The organism is Pseudomonas sp. RC10 (genome assembly GCF_038397775.1).
Lineage (GTDB): Bacteria > Pseudomonadota > Gammaproteobacteria > Pseudomonadales > Pseudomonadaceae > Aquipseudomonas > Aquipseudomonas bambusae.
Window position 1 is genome coordinate 6,128,152 of the sequence record NZ_CP151650.1, and the last position, 15,354, is coordinate 6,143,505.

18 protein-coding genes are annotated in these 15,354 nt (G+C 60.5%); 12 read left to right on the top strand and 6 right to left on the bottom strand.

Going from position 1 to position 15,354, the window contains the following annotated elements:
- Nucleotides 1-84: 84 nt before the first annotated feature.
- The 8 genes from urtE (at nt 85) to AAEO81_RS27610 (ending at nt 6,826) form a co-directional block, all read left to right on the top strand.
- On the top strand, nt 85-783 hold the full coding sequence (gene urtE / locus AAEO81_RS27575) for an urea ABC transporter ATP-binding subunit UrtE (RefSeq protein WP_341960248.1): 699 nt from the start codon (nt 85-87) through the stop codon (nt 781-783).
- A 49-nt stretch (nt 784-832) separates the two neighbouring features.
- A complete protein-coding gene (locus AAEO81_RS27580) occupies nt 833-1,678 on the top strand; it encodes an urease accessory protein UreD (protein ID WP_341960250.1) in 846 nt (281 codons plus the stop codon).
- Nucleotides 1,679-1,836: 158 nt separating this feature from the next.
- Nucleotides 1,837-2,139 (top strand): urease subunit gamma, encoded by a 303-nt coding sequence (locus tag AAEO81_RS27585; protein ID WP_081563993.1) that lies wholly within the window; start codon nt 1,837-1,839, stop codon nt 2,137-2,139.
- 31 nt (nt 2,140-2,170) lie between these two features.
- Nucleotides 2,171-2,722, top strand: coding sequence for an N-acetyltransferase family protein (locus AAEO81_RS27590; protein ID WP_341960254.1), 552 nt, complete (start codon nt 2,171-2,173; stop codon nt 2,720-2,722).
- A 51-nt stretch (nt 2,723-2,773) separates the two neighbouring features.
- The gene (locus tag AAEO81_RS27595) at nt 2,774-3,310 is read left to right on the top strand and encodes a GNAT family N-acetyltransferase (protein WP_341960256.1); all 537 of its coding nucleotides are present in this window, start codon (nt 2,774-2,776) and stop codon (nt 3,308-3,310) included.
- Nucleotides 3,307-3,612: an urease subunit beta gene (locus AAEO81_RS27600; protein WP_081563916.1), complete on the top strand. Its 306-nt coding sequence runs from the start codon at nt 3,307-3,309 to the stop codon at nt 3,610-3,612. Before AAEO81_RS27595 ends, AAEO81_RS27600 begins: the two co-directional genes overlap by 4 nt.
- A gap of 157 nt (nt 3,613-3,769) precedes the next feature.
- A complete protein-coding gene (ureC, locus tag AAEO81_RS27605; RefSeq protein ID WP_341960260.1) occupies nt 3,770-5,470 on the top strand; it encodes an urease subunit alpha in 1,701 nt (566 codons plus the stop codon).
- 222 nt (nt 5,471-5,692) lie between these two features.
- Nucleotides 5,693-6,826, top strand: coding sequence for a HAMP domain-containing sensor histidine kinase (locus AAEO81_RS27610; protein ID WP_341960262.1), 1,134 nt, complete (start codon nt 5,693-5,695; stop codon nt 6,824-6,826).
- Between the two features lie 159 nt (nt 6,827-6,985).
- Here the strand turns inward: AAEO81_RS27610 and AAEO81_RS27615 are convergent, their stop codons facing one another.
- On the bottom strand, nt 6,986-7,285 hold the full coding sequence (locus AAEO81_RS27615; protein WP_341960264.1) for a chaperone modulator CbpM: 300 nt from the start codon (nt 7,283-7,285) through the stop codon (nt 6,986-6,988).
- Nucleotides 7,286-7,287: 2 nt separating this feature from the next.
- Nucleotides 7,288-8,247: a curved DNA-binding protein gene (gene cbpA / locus AAEO81_RS27620; RefSeq protein WP_166595970.1), complete on the bottom strand. Its 960-nt coding sequence runs from the start codon at nt 8,245-8,247 to the stop codon at nt 7,288-7,290.
- Nucleotides 8,248-8,543: 296 nt separating this feature from the next.
- Between cbpA and AAEO81_RS27625 the strand changes: the two genes are divergently transcribed.
- The gene (locus AAEO81_RS27625; protein WP_341960266.1) at nt 8,544-9,809 is read left to right on the top strand and encodes an Hsp70 family protein; all 1,266 of its coding nucleotides are present in this window, start codon (nt 8,544-8,546) and stop codon (nt 9,807-9,809) included.
- 221 nt (nt 9,810-10,030) lie between these two features.
- Here the strand turns inward: AAEO81_RS27625 and AAEO81_RS27630 are convergent, their stop codons facing one another.
- Together AAEO81_RS27630 and AAEO81_RS27635 are read right to left on the bottom strand one after the other, a co-directional pair.
- Nucleotides 10,031-11,041: a hypothetical protein gene (locus tag AAEO81_RS27630; RefSeq protein WP_166595972.1), complete on the bottom strand. Its 1,011-nt coding sequence runs from the start codon at nt 11,039-11,041 to the stop codon at nt 10,031-10,033.
- Nucleotides 11,042-11,290: 249 nt separating this feature from the next.
- Entirely contained in the window at nt 11,291-11,581 is a 291-nt protein-coding gene (locus AAEO81_RS27635) for a PsiF family protein (RefSeq protein WP_166595973.1), read from the bottom strand.
- Between the two features lie 149 nt (nt 11,582-11,730).
- Here AAEO81_RS27635 and AAEO81_RS27640 point away from each other — a divergent pair, with 149 nt between their 5' ends.
- Entirely contained in the window at nt 11,731-12,615 is an 885-nt protein-coding gene (locus AAEO81_RS27640; RefSeq protein WP_341960269.1) for a DMT family transporter, read from the top strand.
- A gap of 3 nt (nt 12,616-12,618) precedes the next feature.
- Here AAEO81_RS27640 and AAEO81_RS27645 read toward each other — a convergent pair whose 3' ends face one another.
- Both AAEO81_RS27645 and AAEO81_RS27650 read right to left on the bottom strand, forming a co-directional pair.
- The gene (locus tag AAEO81_RS27645; protein WP_166595975.1) at nt 12,619-12,855 is read right to left on the bottom strand and encodes a hypothetical protein; all 237 of its coding nucleotides are present in this window, start codon (nt 12,853-12,855) and stop codon (nt 12,619-12,621) included.
- A gap of 59 nt (nt 12,856-12,914) precedes the next feature.
- Nucleotides 12,915-13,805, bottom strand: coding sequence for a triacylglycerol lipase (locus tag AAEO81_RS27650; protein ID WP_166595976.1), 891 nt, complete (start codon nt 13,803-13,805; stop codon nt 12,915-12,917).
- A 308-nt stretch (nt 13,806-14,113) separates the two neighbouring features.
- Here AAEO81_RS27650 and osmE point away from each other — a divergent pair, with 308 nt between their 5' ends.
- Complete coding sequence (gene osmE / locus AAEO81_RS27655; protein ID WP_166595977.1) at nt 14,114-14,452, top strand: osmotically-inducible lipoprotein OsmE; 339 nt, start codon at nt 14,114-14,116, stop codon at nt 14,450-14,452.
- A 271-nt stretch (nt 14,453-14,723) separates the two neighbouring features.
- Complete coding sequence (locus AAEO81_RS27660) at nt 14,724-15,257, top strand: ferritin-like domain-containing protein (RefSeq protein ID WP_166595978.1); 534 nt, start codon at nt 14,724-14,726, stop codon at nt 15,255-15,257.
- Nucleotides 15,258-15,354 lie beyond the last annotated feature (97 nt).

Sequence of the window (15,354 nt, forward strand, 5' to 3'; positions counted from 1 at the left end):
GTCGGCATCTCATCGCCTGACACTCTGCTATCGCGAGCAAGCTCACTCCTACAGGTCCTGCCTAAATATTTGGGAAATGACGCCATGCTCCAGATTGAAAAGCTTCATCAGTTCTACGGCGGCAGCCACATCCTGCGCGGCCTGTCTTTTGACGTGAAGATCGGCGAAGTCACGTGCCTGTTGGGCCGTAACGGCGTGGGCAAGACCACCCTGCTAAAAGTCCTGATGGGCCTGCTGCCCGCCAAAGAAGGCGTGGTGCAGTGGGAAGGCAAGCCGATCACCGGCTTCAAGCCGCACCAACGCGTGCATTCCGGCATCGCTTACGTGCCCCAGGGCCGTGAGATTTTCGGGCGTCTGACAGTGGAAGAAAACCTGCTGATGGGCCTGTCCCGTTTCCCCGGCTCCGAGGCCAAGGAAGTGCCCGCCTTCATCTACGAGCTGTTCCCCGTGCTGCTGCAAATGAAGCATCGCCGTGGCGGCGACCTGTCCGGCGGGCAACAGCAACAACTGGCCATCGGCCGCGCCCTGGCAAGCCGCCCTCGCCTGCTGATTCTGGACGAGCCCACCGAAGGCATTCAGCCCTCGGTGATCAAGGAAATCGGTGCGGTGATCAAGAAACTCGCCGCCCGTGGCGACATGGCGATTCTGCTGGTCGAGCAGTTCTACGACTTCGCTGCGGAGCTGGCGGATCAGTACATCGTCATGTCCCGTGGCGAGATCGTTCAGCAAGGTCGCGGCGAAAACATGGAGGCCGAAGGCGTACGTGGTCTGGTCACCATTTGATGCACCGATCGGCTAAGGTAGACGCCTTCAAAGAAAGACACCGAACACTATGAACCTGCCCGCCCACACCGCCCTGTTCACTCCCAGCTGGCACGCCGAGCTGGAGCTGGGCTATGGGCGCTTCGACGACACCACGCGCCCGACCCAACGCCGCCACAAAGGTCCGTTGCGGGTGCAAAAGCACCTGTACCCCGAAGGCCCGGAAGTCTGTCAGCACATTATCGTTCACCCACCGGGCGGGATTGCGGGCGGGGATCGGCTGGACATCAACGCCAGCGTGGGTCCCCATGCCTGGGCACAGTTGACCAGCCCCGGCGCCGCCAAGTGGTATCGCGCAGCTGGCCCCGCTTATCAACAGCTTGAGTTGAAGGTCGCGGCGGGCGCTACGCTGGAATGGCTGCCGCAGGAGACGATTGTCTTCAGCGAGGCCAAGGCCGAATTAACCACGCGCGTTGAGCTGGAAGGTGATGCACGGCTGTTCTACTGGGACGTCGTGGCACTGGGGCGTCCGGCCAGTGGCGAGCGTTTCGATCAGGGGCATTTTCAGGCGCATCTGGACATTCGTCGCGACGGCAAACTGCTGTGGCATGAGCGCCAGCGCATCACGGGGAATGACGGGCTGCTGGATTCGCCGGTGGGCCTGTGCGGCAAACCGGTGTTCGCGACGCTGATCGTGACGGGAGAGATTGACGCGGCACTGATGGAACGTTGCCGCGAGCTGGCTGAACAGTCGCCGGTGCGCGGGGATGTGAGTCAGTTGCCAGGGCTGATCGTCGCGCGCTGCCTGGCCGATGAAGCGCTGCATGCGCGTGCGTGGTTGATTGAATTGTGGAAAGTGCTGCGGCCTGCGCTGCTGGGCAGAGAGGCTGTCGCGCCGAGAATCTGGAGTACCTGATTTTGCGGATTCACACATCTCTGTGGGAGTGAGCTTGCTCGCGATAGCGGTTTGTCAGAAAAGGATATGTGTCTGACAAACCGCTATCGCGAGCAAGCTCACTCCTACAGGATTTGTGGCGGTCACAACTTATTTGGCTTTTTGAAACGGAAAAACACATGGACCTGACGCCACGCGAAAAAGACAAGATGCTGATCTTCACCGCAGGCCTGGTGGCCGAGCGGCGACTGGCCCGGGGCTTGAAGCTCAACTACCCGGAAGCCATGGCCTTCATCTCCGCCGCGCTGCTGGAAGGCGCGCGCGATGGCCAGACCGTTGCGGAACTCATGCACTACGGCACCACCCTGCTCACCCGGGAACAAGTGATGGAAGGCATCCCGGAAATGATCCCGGAAATCCAGGTCGAGGCCACGTTCCCGGACGGCACCAAGCTGGTGACCGTGCACCAACCGATTGCCTGAAACACCCCTTTTTGAACAAGTGAAAACGAACATGACGTATACGATTCGTGACGCGCTGCTGACTGACATGCCTGCCGTGCTGGACATCTACAACGACGCCGTCCTCAACACCACGGCGATCTGGAACGAACAGCCGGTGGACCTGGCCAATCGCGAAGCGTGGTTTGCCGCGCGCCAGACCCAGGCCTACCCGATTCTCGTGGTCGTCGATAACGCCGGTCATGTGCTGGGCTATTCCTCGTTCGGCGACTGGCGGCCCTTCGAAGGCTTCCGTCACACCGTCGAACATTCGGTCTATGTGCGCGCCGACCAGCGCGGCACCGGCCTTGGTCCCTTGTTAATGAAAGCGCTGATCGAACGCGCCAAGGCTTGCGACAAACACATGATGGTCGCGGCCATCGAAAGCGGAAATGCCGCCTCGATTCACCTGCACGAACGGCAAGGCTTCATCACCACCGGCCAGATGCCGCAAGTCGGCACCAAATTCGGCCGCTGGCTGGACCTGACCTTCATGCAGCTGGACCTGTCGCCGGGGGCCAAGGCCCCGCCGTCTCAGGCGCCGTCGCAGGGTTCGAACCCATAATCCGATAGCCAACCCTATGCCCTGATTTCTCTCTTTGAAGGAAGCCAAGTCATGAATGCTGCTCAGTTGCGACGTGTCACCGGTGAAAGCTTTGCGCATTACCGCCACGGTCTGGTGGCGTTGTTGCTGGACGCTGTGCACCGGGGCGCGTCCATCGGTTTCATGGCCGATCTGAGCGCCGACGAGGCGTATAGCTGGTGGGAGAGCATCAAGACCGAGGTCGAGCAGGGCAAGGTGCTGATGTGGGTCGTGGTGCAGGACGAGCAGGTGCTGGCGACCGTGCAATTGGCGCTGTGCCAGAAGGCCAACGGCCTGAACCGCGCCGAGGTGCAAAAGCTGCTGGTGCTGCACCACGCCCGCCGTCGCGGCCTGGCCACGCAATTGATGCAGGCGGTCGAACAGGCCGCTGCACAGCAGAAACGCGGACTGCTGTATCTGGACACCCTGGCCGGTTCGCCTGCCGAAGATTTTTACCGCGCGCTGGGTTACGAGCTGTGCGGCCAACTGCCGGACTACGCCTGCAACCCTGACGGCGAGTACAACGCCACCGCCATTTACTACAAGTTACTGTCGAGGAAGAGCGCATGATTCCTGGTGAATACCAGATCCAGCCCGGTGACATCGAGCTCAATGTCGGGCGCCGCACGATCACCCTCAGCGTCGCCAACAGCGGCGACCGGCCGATTCAGGTCGGCTCGCATTTCCATTTTTTCGAAACCAACGACGCCCTCACCTTCGATCGCGCCGCCAGCCGCGGCATGCGCCTGAACATCCCGGCCGGCACTGCCGTGCGGTTCGAACCGGGCCAGGCGCGGGAGGTTGAGCTGGTGGACCTCGCCGGGCATCGTCGGGTGTTTGGTTTCGCCGGGCGGGTGATGGGCGATCTGTGAGTCGCACAGCATGAAACGACGCCATCGCGAGCAAGCTCACTCCTACAGGTAATGCGCTGTCCTGTAGGAGTGAGCTTGCTCGCGATAGACCGCAAAGCGGTCCCGCTCAGAACTCACTGACGCGGTCTCAAATCCAATTGAATCTCAAGGCATGCGCATGAAAATTTCTAAACAAGCCTACGCCGACATGTTCGGCCCTACCGTCGGTGACCGGGTGCGTCTGGCCGACACCGAGCTGTGGGTCGAGGTCGAGAAGGACTTCACCACCTACGGCGAAGAAGTGAAATTCGGTGGCGGCAAGGTCATTCGTGATGGCATGGGCCAGGGCCAGCTGTCAGCCGACGACGTGGTCGACACGCTGATCACCAACGCGCTGATCATCGACCACTGGGGCATCGTCAAAGCCGACGTCGGCCTCAAGAACGGGCGCATCGCAGCCATCGGTAAAGCAGGCAACCCGGACATTCAGCCGGACGTGACCATTGCCATCGGCGCGGCCACCGAAGTCATCGCCGGCGAGGGCATGATCCTCACCGCTGGCGGCGTCGACACGCACATCCACTTCATCTGCCCGCAGCAGATCGAAGAAGCGCTGATGAGTGGCGTGACCACCATGATCGGCGGCGGCACCGGCCCTGCGACGGGCACCAACGCCACCACCGTCACCCCCGGCAAATGGCACATGATGCGCATGTTGCAGGCCGCTGAAGCGTTCCCGATGAACATCGGCTTCACCGGCAAGGGCAACGTCAGCGTGCCTGAACCGTTGATCGAGCAAGTGAAAGCAGGTGCCATCGGCCTCAAGCTGCACGAAGACTGGGGCACCACCCCTGCCGCCATCGATAACTGCCTGACCGTTGCCGACCAATACGACGTGCAGGTGGCGATCCACACCGACACCCTGAACGAATCCGGCTTCGTCGAAACGACCCTCGGCGCGTTCAAGAACCGCACCATTCACACCTATCACACCGAAGGGGCTGGGGGCGGACACGCGCCGGACATCATCAAGGCGTGCGGCTTTCCCAACGTGCTGCCGAGCTCGACCAACCCGACCCGGCCGTTCACCCGCAACACCATCGACGAGCACCTGGACATGCTGATGGTTTGCCATCACCTGGACCCGAGTATCGCCGAAGACGTGGCGTTCGCCGAAAGCCGCATCCGTCGCGAGACCATCGCCGCCGAAGACATCCTCCACGACCTGGGCGCGTTTTCGATGCTCAGCTCCGACAGCCAGGCCATGGGCCGCGTGGGTGAAGTGATCCTGCGCACCTGGCAGACCGCCGACAAGATGAAACGCCAACGCGGCGCCCTGCCGGGTGACGGCGAAGGTAATGACAATTTCCGGGTCAAACGCTACATCGCCAAATACACCATCAACCCGTCGATCACCCACGGCATCAGCCACGAAGTCGGTTCGGTGGAAGTGGGCAAATGGGCGGACCTGGTGCTCTGGCGCCCGGCGTTCTTCGGCGTCAAGCCAACGCTGATCCTCAAGGGCGGCTCCATCGCAGCCAGCCTGATGGGCGACGCCAACGCCTCGATCCCGACCCCGCAACCCGTGCACTACCGCCCGATGTTCGCGAGCTACGGCAGCGCCCTGCACGCCAGCAGCCTGACCTTCATCAGCCAGGCCGCCTTCGACGCGGGCGTGCCGGAGCAACTAGGCCTGAAGAAACAGATCGGCGTAGTCAAAGGCTGCCGCAGCGTGACCAAGGCGGACCTTATCCACAACGACTACCTGCCGAAGATCGACGTCGATCCGCAGACCTATCAGGTCAAGGCCGACGGCGTGCTGCTGTGGTGCGAACCTGCGGACGTGCTGCCGATGGCGCAGCGGTATTTTCTGTTCTGATGAGCGCACTCCTCACGCGGGATGACGCCGCCTTGTAGGAGTGAGCTTGCTCGCGATCTCGTTAGGTCAGTCACCTGAGTGCTGCAGGCAGACCGCTATCGCGAGCAAGCTCACTCCTACAGGGGCTGCGGTGCTTCTGATGAATCCGTTGTTCTTCCCGTCACGACATGGCGCTAATATGGCCCCACTTCATTCAGTGCCCTGCCAGCAAGGTTGTCCCCCATGCGTCTTTCCGACTTCATCGTTCAGCACGTGGACCGCATCGTCGACGAGTGGGAAAAATTCGCGGCGACGCTGACGCCTGCGGCGGATTCGATGAACAGTGTGGAACTGCGCGATCACGCCAAGGCCATTCTGCTGGCGGCCGCGCGGGACATGAACACGGCGCAGACCAAGTCCGAGCAGATCGCCAAATCGCAGGGTGAAGAGGTCGGTAAGACCCCGACGCTGGATGAGGCCGCCGCCAGCCATGGCGAACTGCGGCACACGGTCGGCTTCGACCTGGTGCAGATGACGTCGGAGTTTCGTCACCTGCGCGCAACGGTGATCCGGTTTTGGGTCGAAAGCCTGACTTCGCCGGAGATCGCGTACTTTACGGACATGATCCGCTTCAACGAAGCCATCGATGAAGCGCTGGCGGAGTCAACGGCGGCTTACGCCGAACGTGTTACCCGTTCGCGCGACATCTTCCTGGCGATTCTGGGCCACGACCTTCGCGCGCCGTTGCAAGCCATTGGCATGTCGTCCGAAATCCTGATGCGCAAGACCACCATCAACGATGCGGACATGGCTTACATCAAGGCCATCAAAAGCAGCGGTCGGCACATGGCGACCATGGTTGGGGATTTGCTGGAGTTCGTGCGCAGCCGTCTCGGCTCAAGCCTGCCGGTCGAGCGCAAGCCGATGGAGATGACCATGGCCTGTCGTGAGGCCATTGATGCCGCCATCGCGGGTCATCCCGACTGCGACCCGACCTTCACTACCCGCGGCGAGACGCAGGGCGAGTGGGACCGCGCGCGAATTGACCAACTGCTGCAAAACCTGATCGGCAACGCCCTGCAACATGGTGCCTCGCCGCACAAGATCAGCGTGACGCTCACAGGCAGCGAGCATCACATCAGTCTGTCGGTGCACAACGAAGGCGAGCCGATTGCGCAGGAAGCCATCGGCAGTATTTTCGACCCGATGGTGCGCGCGCTCAACGAAGAAGCGGGCACGCACAACCCTTCAACCAGCCTGGGGTTGGGGTTGTTCATCGTCAAGGAAGTGGTCAACGCCCACGGCGGGAGTATCACCGTGACGTCGAATGTCGGGGATGGGACCACGTTTACGGTGGTGCTGCCGAAGAGGGGGTGAACGGCGTCAAATCATCGGATGTACGCATTCCCCTGTGGGAGCGAATTCATTCGCGATGGGTTCGCTCTGGCGATAAAAATGCGTCGAATGTACCGCCGTCTCGCGAATGAATTCGCTCCCACAGGGGGTAAGCGGTGCTGAACGTATCGCGATGCACATTCAATCCTGCAAAAACCTGCCCAGCCGCTGTTTGAGCATGCGGTTTTCGGCCCGCACCTGCTCAAGCTCATCCAGCAGGTTCAGCGCCAGGGCGACGCCGTCCCATTCCATTTCCAGATCATGGTGCAATTTGGCCGCACGCTTGGCGATCGACAGCGAGTACGTGTCGAACAGCCAATCATCCGGCCTGTGTCCCTGGGGTTCGACGATGCCGTGTTCGACAATCTCGATGACATAGGCGGCCGGCATATCGACCACCTGGCAGAACTCCTTCATGTCTACGACCAGGGTATTGCGCATGATCAGTTACTCCATTGAGCCCTCGGATCGAAAGCGGCCTTTTCGGCCAGTTTCTCCCACAGCGCTTTGGTGGCGTCATCGGTGGACTTGGGCATGACGATTTTCAACTGTGCGAACAGATCGCCACGCTCGCCCTGCTTGTTCAACAGACCATTACCTTTAACCCGCAATCGCTGCCCGCTTTGACTGTCCGGACGAATGGTCAGGTTGATCTTGCCGGTCAAGGTCGGCACCGCAACCTTCGTACCCAGCGCAGCCTCCCACGGGGCCAGCGGCACGGTGATGATGAGGTCATGGCCTTCGACGTCGAAGCGCGGGTGCGGCGCCAGACGAATGGTCAGGAACAGATCGCCATTTTCGCCCCCGGCAATGCCCGGCGCGCCTTGTCCTTTAAGACGAATGCGCTCGCCGTCGCTCACGCCCGCGGGAATCTTCACATTGAGGTTTTTGGTGATGTCCGCCATGCGCTGGCCGTTGGCGCTGTGCTGCGGCACCTTGAAGCTGATCTTCTTTGACTCGGTGGAGAGGGTTTCTTCCAGAAAAATCGCCAGGTCCAGTTCCACGTCTTGCCCTCTACGTCCCGTGCTGCGCGGACGTCCGCCCGGCTGACCGCCACGATTGCCAAAAATAGAACTGAAGAAGTCGGAGAAATCCCCGCCCTCGAAACCGCCACCGCCAAACCCCGGGCCTGCGCCCGCGCCACCACGGCCCTGCCAGCCCGGAGGCGGCTGGAAACGGCCCTGCTGGCCGTATTTGCGGATGTCGTCGTATTCGGCGCGCTTTTCAGGGTCGCTCAGCGCTTCATAGGCCTCGGAGGCCTCTTTGAATTTGTCTTCCGCGCCAGGCTCTTTGCTGACGTCGGGGTGATACTTGCGCGCGAGCTTGCGGTAAGCGGTCTTGATCGTCTTCTCGTCCGCAGTCGGCTCAACGCCAAGGATCTTGTAATAATCTTTGAAGTCCATCTAACGGTCACCCATTCCGGAGTCTCCAGCACAGTTCCGTCCCGCGTTATCAAATGAGAACGTCGACCGCGCTGAATGTTGCAAGGTTATCGGCACACGGCCTCGCGAGCTTGAAACAGGGTCCAAACCGGCCGTATGCATTGAGAGTTGCCTTGGAGATTGGGGGTGATGTGCGCTGATTCAAGCGGCCCGCGTGAAATAGACGCCTACGAAAAGAAAAACCGACGTGCGCGCTACGAATCTGGCGCTTTGTCGCATACACTGCGCGGCCGTTTTTTTGACCGGAACGTACAGACATGAGCACCCCATCCCCAGCCCGTGCCGTAGGCATCGATTTCGGCACCTCCAACTCCACGGTCGGCTGGCTGCGCCCCGGAACGGAAACCCTGATCGCGCTGGAGGACGACAAGATCACCCTGCCCTCGGTGGTCTTTTTCAACATGGAAGAGCGTCGCCCGGTCTACGGCCGTCTGGCGTTGCACGAATACCTGGAAGGCTATGAAGGCCGCCTGATGCGCTCGCTCAAGAGCCTGCTGGGTTCCAAGCTGATCAAGCACGACACCAGCGTGCTGGGGACGGCAATGCCGTTCAAGGACCTGCTCGGGCTGTTCATCGGCGAGCTGAAAAAGCGCGCCGAAGCTGTTGCTGGTCATTCATTCGAACAAGTGGTGCTGGGCCGTCCGGTGCATTTCGTCGATGACGATGCGGCCGCCGACCAGGAGGCTGAAGACACCCTGGCCGAAGTGGCGCGCAAGATTGGCTTCAAGGACGTGTCGTTTCAGTTCGAACCCATCGCGGCGGCCTTCGACTACGAGTCGACGCTGGAGCGTGAAGAGCTGGTGTTGATTGTCGACATCGGCGGGGGTACGTCTGACTTTTCGCTGGTGCGCCTGTCGCCGGAGCGTCGTCGGGTCGATGACCGCCAAAGCGACATCCTCGCCACCGGCGGCGTGCACATCGGCGGCACCGACTTCGACAAACAGCTCAGCCTGCAAGGCGTGATGCCGCTGTTCGGCTACGGTAGCCGGATGAAAAGCGGCGCCTACATGCCCACCAGCACCCACATGAACCTGGCGACTTGGCACACCATCAACTCGGTTTACTCGCAGAAGTCGCAACTGGCGCTGGGCAGCATGCGTTACGACATCGAAGACACCTTGGGCATTGATCGCCTGTTCAAGCTGATCGAACAGCGCGCCGGGCACTGGCTGGCGATGGAAGTGGAAGAAACCAAGATTCAACTGACCCATGCCCACAACCGCGTGGTGCCGATGGACCGTATCGAGGCCGGTTTGAACGCCGACCTCAGCCGCGAGCTGTTCGAGGCGTCGATCGATGCGCTGCTGGAGCGTGTGCGACAAAGCGTGACGAGCCTGCTGAACGATGCAGGGGTGGGCGTGACCGACGTGGACACCGTGTTCTTCACCGGCGGTTCCAGCGGCATCCCCGCCCTGCGCAACAGCGTCGCGGCGATGCTGCCGAACGCGCGGCACGTCGAAGGGAACATCTTCGGCAGCATCGGCAGCGGGCTGGCGATCGAGGCGAAAAAGCGGTACGGCTAAGAACGCCGCCGTATGATCGCTCCCACGCTCTGCGTGGGAATGTCGCTCCGGACCCTCCGCGTCCCTCGATGCAGCGCGTGGGTACGATCATACCTGTAGGAGCCGGCTTGCTAGCGAAAGCGGTGTGCCAGACGGCGAATAGGGTCTGACGTACCGCATTCGCCAGCAAGCCGGCTCCTACAAGGAGATCAGGTTACCGGCCCAGCACGTAAACCCAGCCGTCAGACCAACTCCACCTTGCGCAACTCGCTCTTCAAATACGCGTAATAAATCGGCCCCGCCACCACGCCGGGCAGGCCAAATGCCGCTTCGAAGATCAGCATCGCCAGCAGCAATTCCCACGACTTCGCGCTGATCTGCCCGCCGACGATCCGGGCGTTGAGGAAGTATTCGACCTTATGGATCACGATCAGGTACCCCAGCGCCGCCAACGCGACCCAGATCGACAGCGACATGCCGACGATGAAGATCAGCGTGTTGGACATGAGATTGCCCACCACTGGCAGCAAGCCGAGCAGGAAGGTCAGGACGATCAGCGTCTTGGTCAGCGGCAGGTGCACGCCGCACAATGGCAGGATCACCGCGAGGAACACCGAGGTGAACGCCGTGTTCAGCAGCGATATCTTGATCTGCGCGAACACGATGTTGCGGAACGCCTGACTCAGCAGGTGCAGACGCTCGAACAGCGCGGCGGCCAAGGGCTTGCGTTTGGTGACGTCGGGAATGCGTTGCAGCGCAATGATCGCACCCAGGACCATGCCGATCAGCAGGGTCACGAACATGTGTGCGGCGCCTTTGCCGAGCAATTGCAGCTCGCCGATGTGCTTGGTCAGCCACGCGCTGAGGGAGGCCTGGAATTCAGAAGCGCTGGCGGGCAAATAGCCGTCGATGAACGGCGGCAACTGGCCACGGGCACGCTCCACCAGAATCATGAATTTATCCAGCGACGCGCCGGGATTCTCGGCTTCGTGCAGGATGAAACTGATCGCGCCCGCGAACAGCAGCGCAAGAACACTGACGACGAGCGTGCCGAGCAACGCCACGGCCAACCAGCGCGCGCGTTCACCGGCGATCAGGCGTTGCAGTTGCGGGGTGAGCATGTCGACCAGTTCGTAAACCAGCAGACCCGCGAGCAGACTGGGCAGGAGCTTGAGCGGTAACACCAGCAGCAGACCGCCGAACACGAGAATGCAGCTGGCGATGTACACATGACGCGGCGAAAACGTTGGCATACAGCCTCAAAAACGAACGGCCTGAAAAGATGGGCAGTCTGCCAGCGTTCCCTGTTAAGGACCAGCGCCTAGAAGTGTCGTTAGTCGCTCTAACTGACACGCAAATACCTGTGGGACCGAATTCACTCCGGGCGGTGATCTGACAATTGGCCACTACGGCGATACATCTGCAAAGTCTTCGCTGCCGTTTCGCGAATGAATTCGCTCCCACAGGTCCGTTTCATCTCGATAACTCTGGTAACAAATGCCTTATTTTTTCTTCAGGCAGTCACTCATGAACGTCTTGCGCGCATCGCCTTTCAGCGCCTGGGTCGAGGCCGTCGCGTTGCAGGTTTTCATCTTCTCCTGCTGGGTGGCCGCCGGAGCGGGCGCGGCTTTCAGGCAGGTGCTCATGAACGCCTTGCGGTCGTCGCCTTTCAAGGATTTGGCCGACGCATCGGCATTGCAGGTGGTCATTTTGTTTTGCTGTGCCGTGGCGGCGAAACCTTGAGCGCACATCAACAAGCCCATGACCAACAGAGGAACACGCAGCATTTTCATCGACTTTCTCCGGGATGGCCGCACAGACGCAGCGTTGAACGCAGTGTAGTCAAAGAATGTTGCGACATATTTCCGCGAAACCGGCCAGCGAGGTAGACGCCAATGCTGACAAGCCGATAATGACGCCTCATTCTTCTGCCGGTTTTCCCATGCAATACCTGTATCCCCTGCTCACCGTCATGATCTGGGCGGGAAACAACGTCATCACCAAAGCGGCCGCCGGGCGTATTTTCCCTGCCGAGATCGGCTTCTATCGCTGGCTGCTGGCGGGCTTGCTGTTCACGCCATTCCTGCTTGGTCCGGTGCTGCGCAATCGGGCGGCGATTCGGCCCATCGTCGGCAAAGTCGTGGTGCTGGGCGTGCTGGGAATGGCGATTTATCAGAGCCTCGCGTACTACGCGGCAAACATCACAACCGCGACCAACATGGGCATCATCCTGTCGCTGGTGCCGGTGATGACGCTGGGCATGTCGATTGCGAGTCTTGGCACTGCGCTGACGGCAGGCGCGTTGGTCGGCGCACTCGTGTCGTTCGCGGGCGTGCTGTTAGTGGTGTCGCAAGGCAGTTGGGCCGTGCTGATCGCCCATGGCGTCAACTTCGGGGACTTGATGATGCTGGTCGCGACGCTGGCCTACGCGACTTACAGCACGCTGCTGAAGAAATGGCAGCTGCGCATGCCGCCGCTGCAATTGCTGTATTTGCAGATTCTGGTGGCGATCATCGCGCTGTTTCCGCTGTTCCTGCTCTCGCCGAAAACCGGGCTGAACGGCAGCAACATCCCGCTGGTGCTGTACGCATGCATCCCGACGTCGATGATCGCGCCTCTGCTGTGGATGAAGGCCATCAGCATCCTTGGCCCCAGCCGCACGACCTTGTTCTTCAATCTGGTGCCGATTCTGACGGCCTTGGTCGCTGCCTTGGCGTTGGGCGAGCAACTGGCGTCCTATCACTTCATCGGCGGCGCATTGACGCTGGGCGGCGTGATCCTCGCTGAACGCTGGACCACCCCGCTGCGCAAAGCCGCAACCCGTTAGGATCTACGCCTCTTCGCGATCTTCCGCGCTGTGAATCGACACGTCGGTAATGCCCGCGACATGGGGCAGACCGACGTGTGGATTGCCCGCATCGAGGGGATCGTCATCCACCGCAACGTGGTGCTTGTGCGCCAACTCGTGGACGACCTCAATGATCGGCACATCCAGGTTTTCGATCACATCGACGTGATGTTCGCCAGCGAGGGTGTACTCGATCTCATAAAGCTCTTTATCGCTCATCGCATCACTTCCTTTGCGGCCCATTTGGGCCGACAGATCACGAACTACGGCTAAAAAAGTCAGAGGCCAGCGGCTTTCAATCGCGAGGCGTGTTCGAGAAACAGCCCCACGGGATCAGCCCCTTTGCCGACCAGCCCGAAGTGCTGGTTGACGATGTCGAAATGGTCGAGCGGGAAGTCGTCACCGATGACTGTGCCCAGGTGCGAACTGAATCGCCCGACCATGCCATCAGATTGACCTCGCTCTTTCGTGAACGTGCGAGCGAATATTCGGCAGGTGAGATTAGCGGCATCGAGGCGGTTTTTTCCCCGGTCCGTGCGCCCCGGTTGCAAGGTGCCGGACCACGAGTAATACCGCACGCCGTTGACCAGTTCTTCGCCCTGCCCGCCCCAGCTTTCAGGCAGGCCTTGCGGGAACAGCCGATTGAAACGTGCAACGCCACGGGTGGTCAGCGAATGGTGAGCAGCGTCGACGTCGGTCGGCAGCCGCGTACCGCGATAACCCGTGTCGAGCAGAGCAAGCGCCAGCGTGGTCAAGCGGATGCCTGCGTTCACGGCCCGACCACGCACCGTCGTTTGTGGGTAATGTTCTTCGAGGTAGTCCGCCAGTTCCGAGCCGTGATTGGGACCGGCGACTGAGGTAACGGAAGCCACCAAGTCCGGCCGCACGCCCGCGACGTAGCGAATGGTCAGCGCACCCTGGCTGTGGCCGATGAGGTTGACCTTGGCGGCCCCCGTGTCCCTGAGGATTTCTTCGATTCGCGCAAGCAGTTGTTCGCCGCGAATTTCGGTGGAGTTCACCGCCGAGACCATCACCGGAATCACCGTCGCCCCACCCCGTCGCAACGCCGGGACGATGCCGTACCAGTACGGATAGACGATCAGCTTCACAAAGCCCAATAACCCCGGCACCAGCACAATCGGATAACGCGTGGCCTGTTCTTGCGTCATGGGCGGTTGAATCTCCTGATGTCGAATGTCAATCCCTCTGTGGGAGCGACCTCATTCGCGATGGGTCAGTCCAGCCAAAACATTTCCGCCGGATGTACGATTTTTCGCGAATGAATTCGCTCCCACAGAATCCGCGTCCAGCCGCCTCCCCTGCTCAGCCCGGAATCTAAACCCTAGCCGCAAACCATTCATCATTGATGACAAAACGGGGTAATGCCCCATCGCCATCTTTTGATCGAACTCTTTCAATCGGCCAATGCTCATAAGTGCAACGGGCCACCAATGGCCTTTCTCTGGAGTGACCGGTTATGTACAAGCAATCCTTGGCAGTAGTGTTCGCAATGGCCGCGCTGGCGGGCTGTACATCGACAACCCTGCAAAACCCGGTGGACTACGCGACGTATCGCAATGAGCCCCTGGTCAAGCAGGTCGACACGGGCATGACCGAACAGCAAGTGCTGACCCTCGGCGGCGAGCCTTCCACCCGTGTGCATCGCAAGGTTCACCCTGGCACGTGCAACAACTACATCTTGAATAAGGATGGCCATCAACAGGCGTATTACGTGACCTTTGGCGCCAACGACCGCGTGGACAGCAAAGGTTTCATGACCTGCGAACAGCGTGAGGCGAATGAAAAGGCGATGTGATCCACACACAATCTGAACTGTAGGGGTGAGCTTGCTCGCGATGGCGGTCTGTCTCATAAATTGATACCGGCTAACACACCCTGATCGCGAGCAAGCTCACTCCTACACGGTTCCTGTGTCCCGTGCGGACGACGACAAAACAAATAAAACTTTTCCCCGCGCTCGACACTCACACCTTAAGACCCGATCTCACCGGGCGCCGGTCAGGCTTTTACGACCAGCGCATCAAGAGCGAGACGGCAAAAAACCGGATTAGCCCTGGAGATGAATGATGAGCGATGTGCAGCAATTAACCGATGTCAGCACCCTGCGCGAACGTGCGCGTCACAACGTTGAAAACGGTGCAGTGACCGAAGGCTATGACGGCGACCGCGAAGAGATCATTCGCCTGCTGAACGCCTCGCTGGCCACCGAATGGGTGTGCGTCCTGCGTTACAAGCGCCACTACTACATGGCCAAAGGCGTGAAAGCCCAGGTCGCGGCGGCCGAATTTCTTGAGCACGCCGAGCAGGAAGCCGAGCACGCCGACAAACTGGCCGAGCGTATCGTGCAACTGGGCGGCGAGCCGGAACTGAACCCGGACCTGCTGTCGAAAAACTCCCACGCGCAGTACGTGGCCGGTAATACGCTGAAAGAGATGGTCACTGAAGACCTGATCGCCGAGCGCATTGCCATCGACAGCTATCGCGAGATCATTCAGTACATCGGCGACAAAGACCCGACCACCCGTCGCATCTTCGAAGAGATCCTGGCGCAGGAAGAAGAACACGCCGACGACATGGCGGACATCCTCGACGGGCTGTGATGCCTGAGCGGGAATGCAAAAAGCCAGGGCATGTGCTCTGGCTTTTTTATGGGTGACTGTTGGGCAGGTGGAGGCAGGTCTGCCCCCTTCGCTGCCG

Bases quoted from the DNA above. Each gene is read 5' to 3' on its own strand.
- AAEO81_RS27625 (WP_341960266.1), top strand. From the start codon at position 8,544: ATGAGCACCCCATCCCCAGCCCGTGCCGTAGGCATCGATTTCGGCACC.
- AAEO81_RS27640 (WP_341960269.1), top strand. From the start codon at position 11,731: ATGCAATACCTGTATCCCCTGCTCACCGTCATGATCTGGGCGGGAAAC.
- AAEO81_RS27650 (WP_166595976.1), bottom strand. From the start codon at position 13,805: ATGACGCAAGAACAGGCCACGCGTTATCCGATTGTGCTGGTGCCGGGG.
- AAEO81_RS27645 (WP_166595975.1), bottom strand. From the start codon at position 12,855: ATGAGCGATAAAGAGCTTTATGAGATCGAGTACACCCTCGCTGGCGAA.
- AAEO81_RS27595 (WP_341960256.1), top strand. From the start codon at position 2,774: ATGAATGCTGCTCAGTTGCGACGTGTCACCGGTGAAAGCTTTGCGCAT.
- urtE (WP_341960248.1), top strand. From the start codon at position 85: ATGCTCCAGATTGAAAAGCTTCATCAGTTCTACGGCGGCAGCCACATC.
- AAEO81_RS27610 (WP_341960262.1), top strand. From the start codon at position 5,693: ATGCGTCTTTCCGACTTCATCGTTCAGCACGTGGACCGCATCGTCGAC.
- AAEO81_RS27630 (WP_166595972.1), bottom strand. From the start codon at position 11,041: ATGCCAACGTTTTCGCCGCGTCATGTGTACATCGCCAGCTGCATTCTC.
- AAEO81_RS27580 (WP_341960250.1), top strand. From the start codon at position 833: ATGAACCTGCCCGCCCACACCGCCCTGTTCACTCCCAGCTGGCACGCC.
- cbpA (WP_166595970.1), bottom strand. From the start codon at position 8,247: ATGGACTTCAAAGATTATTACAAGATCCTTGGCGTTGAGCCGACTGCG.
- ureC (WP_341960260.1), top strand. From the start codon at position 3,770: ATGAAAATTTCTAAACAAGCCTACGCCGACATGTTCGGCCCTACCGTC.
- AAEO81_RS27600 (WP_081563916.1), top strand. From the start codon at position 3,307: ATGATTCCTGGTGAATACCAGATCCAGCCCGGTGACATCGAGCTCAAT.
- AAEO81_RS27660 (WP_166595978.1), top strand. From the start codon at position 14,724: ATGAGCGATGTGCAGCAATTAACCGATGTCAGCACCCTGCGCGAACGT.
- AAEO81_RS27635 (WP_166595973.1), bottom strand. From the start codon at position 11,581: ATGAAAATGCTGCGTGTTCCTCTGTTGGTCATGGGCTTGTTGATGTGC.
- AAEO81_RS27615 (WP_341960264.1), bottom strand. From the start codon at position 7,285: ATGCGCAATACCCTGGTCGTAGACATGAAGGAGTTCTGCCAGGTGGTC.
- AAEO81_RS27590 (WP_341960254.1), top strand. From the start codon at position 2,171: ATGACGTATACGATTCGTGACGCGCTGCTGACTGACATGCCTGCCGTG.
- AAEO81_RS27585 (WP_081563993.1), top strand. From the start codon at position 1,837: ATGGACCTGACGCCACGCGAAAAAGACAAGATGCTGATCTTCACCGCA.
- osmE (WP_166595977.1), top strand. From the start codon at position 14,114: ATGTACAAGCAATCCTTGGCAGTAGTGTTCGCAATGGCCGCGCTGGCG.